The 3,901-nt window shown below is 72.8% G+C and carries 4 protein-coding genes; all 4 read left to right on the top strand.

Translation table 11 applies throughout. The features are described 5' to 3' along the window. The first annotated feature begins 107 nt into the window (after nt 1–107). Nucleotides 108–473, top strand: coding sequence for a nuclear transport factor 2 family protein (locus ACFWFR_RS18145; RefSeq protein WP_377623986.1), 366 nt, complete (start codon nt 108–110; stop codon nt 471–473). A gap of 213 nt (nt 474–686) precedes the next feature. Then, a complete protein-coding gene (locus tag ACFWFR_RS18140; RefSeq protein ID WP_169834240.1) occupies nt 687–854 on the top strand; it encodes a hypothetical protein in 168 nt (55 codons plus the stop codon). 8 nt (nt 855–862) lie between these two features. Further along, the gene (locus tag ACFWFR_RS18135; protein WP_377623985.1) at nt 863–1,882 is read left to right on the top strand and encodes a PH domain-containing protein; all 1,020 of its coding nucleotides are present in this window, start codon (nt 863–865) and stop codon (nt 1,880–1,882) included. A 167-nt stretch (nt 1,883–2,049) separates the two neighbouring features. Further along, nucleotides 2,050–3,549, top strand: coding sequence for a nitronate monooxygenase (locus ACFWFR_RS18130; protein ID WP_377623984.1), 1,500 nt, complete (start codon nt 2,050–2,052; stop codon nt 3,547–3,549). The last annotated feature ends 352 nt before the right edge of the window (nt 3,550–3,901 follow it).

Genomic DNA, 3,901 nt, shown 5'->3' with positions numbered 1-3,901 from the left:
GCCGTGAGGCGCCCGCCCCTCGGCGTTCCTGGCTGGCGTTCCTGCCGGTCCTCGCCGCACCCGTCAGCGCTCGCCCCGGGGCAGGTCCCGCTGCGTAGACTCGGGCGATGACTCTCCTTGCTGCCGAGCACGCGCTCCAGGCCGCCCAGCGTGCCGGCGACGTCGATGCGCTGGACGCACTGCTGCACCCTCGGTGCGTCGGCGCAGGCCCGGACGGGTCCGTCTTCTCCAAGGAGGACGACCTGGAGAGCTACCGCTCGGGGTTCCTGCAGATCACCCGCCTGGAGGAGGAGTCGCTCGACGTCCAGGAGGACGTCCTGAGCGGCGTGACCAGGCTGGTCGCCGCTGTCGAGGCGGTCCAGGGCGGGACCGTGGTCTCCGCACGGTTGGGCTACACGCGCCTCTGGGTGCGGGCGGACGAGGGGTGGCTGGTTCTGGCCGCCACGCTCGCACCGGCCGCTGCGCCTGCCTGACCGGACGCGTCGTGGCGCTCGGCGCCCTCTGTGCGACCTCGTCCGACGCTCCGCGCCCTCTGTGCGACCTTGTCCTGACACGGGACCCACGACCGATTCGGGCGAAACGCTAGACTCGTCGTCGGCGCGCCTCCGACGGCGTCCCGTCTGCTCTGGTCACCATGGCGAGCAGAGCACCACCGCCCCGATCGACGACCACGTGAGGACCACACGATGCCCGGCAAGGCCAAGACCATCCTGATGTGGGTCGTCATCGTCTTCCTGCTCTACGCGGTCATCAAGAGCCCTGACCGCGCAGCAGACATCGTCCAGGCGATCTGGGACGTCATCATGGGCGCGTTCGCGAGCTTCGGACAGTTCGTCCAGTCCCTCATCGAGTAGTCGACGGCATGGCGCGCGAGCAGCTGGAGGTGGAGGGCGCGGGTCGCCCTCCCCGCCTGAGCGCGCGTCATCTGCGCCGCTACATCATCCCCGGCGAACGGGTCGTCCTTGCCACACGGGCCCACTGGGGCAAGCTGGCCGAGCCCGTCGCCACGACGTTCGCCGCATTTCTCGTCGTCGCATGGCTCGTGAGCGCGTCCGGTCCCACCGTGGGCGACGGCGCCCTCATGCTCTGGTGGGTCTGGCTCGCGGTCGCCCTGCGTCTCCTGTGGAAGGTCCTGGACTGGCGCAACGAGTGGTTCGTGGCGACCGACAAGCGCATGCTGCTGATGTTCGGGCTCGTGACGCACAAGGTCGCGATGATGCCCCTCGGCAAGGTCACCGACATGAGCTACAGCCGTTCGATCGTCGGGCGCGTGCTCGGCTACGGCCAGTTCATCCTCGAGTCGGCCGGGCAGGACCAGGCCATGAGCCGCATCAACTGGGTTGCCAAGCCCGACGCGACGTACCGCAAGCTGTGCGACACGATCTTCCTCCCGGGGGGCAAGGGCGGCCCGGGTGGCTCCGGCGCTCAGAACGCCTCGGGTGGCGCCGACGGCTCCGCAGGCCGGCAGCAGGCCGCCCCGCCGGCGCCCGGCCCTTCGACCACTGCTCCCCCGCCCCCACCCCCTCCGCCGGCCGCGGCGCACCTCGCGTGGGCGCCGACGAGCGTCGGACCGGAGCGGGACCCTGCTGCGGCAGCGACCCAACCGGTCGCGGTGCGGTCCGTCCAGAAGGACGGCCAGGGGCACCTCTTCGTGGCCCCGCGCGGGAGTGCGCCCCGCCTGGCGGGGACCGACCGCCCCGTCATGGCGCCGCCGCTGCCCCCGCTCCCTCCGGCGAACCGTCTCGACGGCACCGACGGCGAGGCGGAGGGTCCGGCCTGGGAGGTCTCGGACGAGGACCGTGCGACGTTCGTGCCGATCGGCCGCTCGACGTCCTCCCCCGGGGCGCGCACCGAGCCCCCGGTCCCGCCGCCCCCCGCCTGACCTCGCCCGACGCCCCGTCCTGGGCTCTCCCAGGCCGTTCCGGTCAGCGTCCCGGCACGTTCGGGTCCTTCGACCCTGGCCGCGCGCCGCCCCGCAACCTACGGTGCAGTAACCACCCGTTCGGCGGTGGCAGCAGCACTCGCACCAGGCATGAGAAGAGTCCACCTGTGACCACGCTTTCCTTGACCGTCCCGTCGCCGTGCCCGCCGCTCCCGCGGGTCATCCAGGGCGGGATGGGCATGGCGGTCTCGTCCTGGCGCCTCGCGTCCGCGGTCGCGCACGCAGGACAGCTGGGCCTCGTGTCGGGCACGGCCCTCGACCTGGTGCTGGCGCGCAGGCTGCAGAACGGTGACCGCGACGGGGCGGTCCGTCGAGCGCTCGCCGCCTTCCCGGTCCCCCGGTTCGCCCAGCGGGTGATCTCGCGCTACTTCCGTCCCGAGGGGCGCAGCGAGGGTCAGCCCTACGCGCCGGTCCCGCGCCTCGCGCTGCGCCAGACCCGGCTCGCGCAGGAGCTCATGGTCCTGGGCAGCTTCGTCGAGGTGTGGCTCGCCAAGGAGGGTCACGACGGGCGCGTGGGGATCAACTTCCTCGAGAAGATCCAGATGGCCGCACCCGCCGCGGCGTACGGGTCGATGCTCGCGGGTGCCGACTACGTCGTGACCGGGGCAGGGATCCCCCGGGACGTCCCGCACCTGCTCGACCAGCTCGCGGAGCACGAGCACGTCGAGTTCCCCGTGACGGTCGTCGGCGGGAGCCACCACACGGTCGACTTCGACCCCGAGACGCTCCTCGGTGGCTCGCTGCCTGCCGTGTCACGTCCGACGTTCCTCGCGATCGTCTCCGCGCACGCCCTGGCCGAGCACCTGGTGCGCGAGGACCGCACCCGCCCGGACGGGTTCGTCGTCGAGGGGCCCCCTGCCGGCGGGCACAACGCGCCGCCCCGCGGACGGCTCACCCTCGACGAGGTCGGCCAGCCCGTGTTCGGCCCGCGCGACCAGGCCGACGTCTCGAAGGTGGCGGCGCTGGGGCTGCCGTTCTGGATCGCGGGCGCGCAGGGGACGCCCGAGGCGCTCGTCGCGGCCCGTGAGGCGGGAGCCGCCGGCGTCCAGGTGGGCACCCTCTTCGCGCTCGCGACCGAGTCTGGACTCGACCCCGCGCTCCGCGACGACGTCCTGACCCGGTTGCGCGACGGGACGCTCGACGTCCGGACCGAGGCCCTCACGTCCCCCACGGGCTTCCCGTTCAAGGTCGCGCAGCTCCCGGGGACGCTCGCCGAGGAGGGGCTGGTGGCGGCACGCCCTCGGCTGTGCGACCTGGGGTACCTCCGCACGCCCGTGCAGAAGGACGACGGCAAGGTCGCCTACCGCTGTCCCGCTGAGCCCGTCCACATGTACGAGCGCAAGGGCGGAGCCGCGGCGGACACCGTCGGCAGGTCCTGCCTGTGCAACTCCCTCGCCGCGAACGTCGAGCTCGGGCAGACCCGCGCCGACGGCTACGTCGAGCCGCCGCTCGTGACGCTCGGCGTCGACGTCGCCGGGGCTGCCCGGCTCGCCGCGCAGCACGAGGGCTCCTGGTCGGCCCGCGACGCCCTGGACTGGCTCCTGGGCGAGGGCTCGGCGGTCAGGGTGACGGACCTCACTGAGCGAGCGGTGCCCGTCGGCTCCTGAGACGCACGAGCTGAGCGGTCAGGTCCCAGTCGGCCGGCCGTTCCTCGGGCACGAACCATCGCGCCCCCGCATCGAGCCACACCTTCCGGGCCCGCAGCGCGGTGCGCCAGGAGAGGTCCTCGACCCCGCTCTCGGAACCGCAGCAGTCGCAGATCGCGTAGAGGGGAGTCCCGCCGCGCCACAGATCCTCCGGGACCGATGGATCCGACCATCCGCAGACCCTGCAGGTCGTCTCGACGAACATCACAGAAACCTAGCAGCCGGCTCCAGCCGGGAGGCGATCTCGCCGGGTCGCTCCTCGGCAGGCCGTCCCGGCCCACGAACGACGAAAGCCCGGTCATCTGACGATGAC

The organism is Oerskovia sp. NPDC060287 (assembly GCF_042726775.1).
GTDB classification, from domain to species: domain Bacteria; phylum Actinomycetota; class Actinomycetes; order Actinomycetales; family Cellulomonadaceae; genus Oerskovia; species Oerskovia merdavium.
Note: the sequence above shows the minus strand (reverse complement) of the source record. Positions and strands in the feature narration are given on the sequence as shown.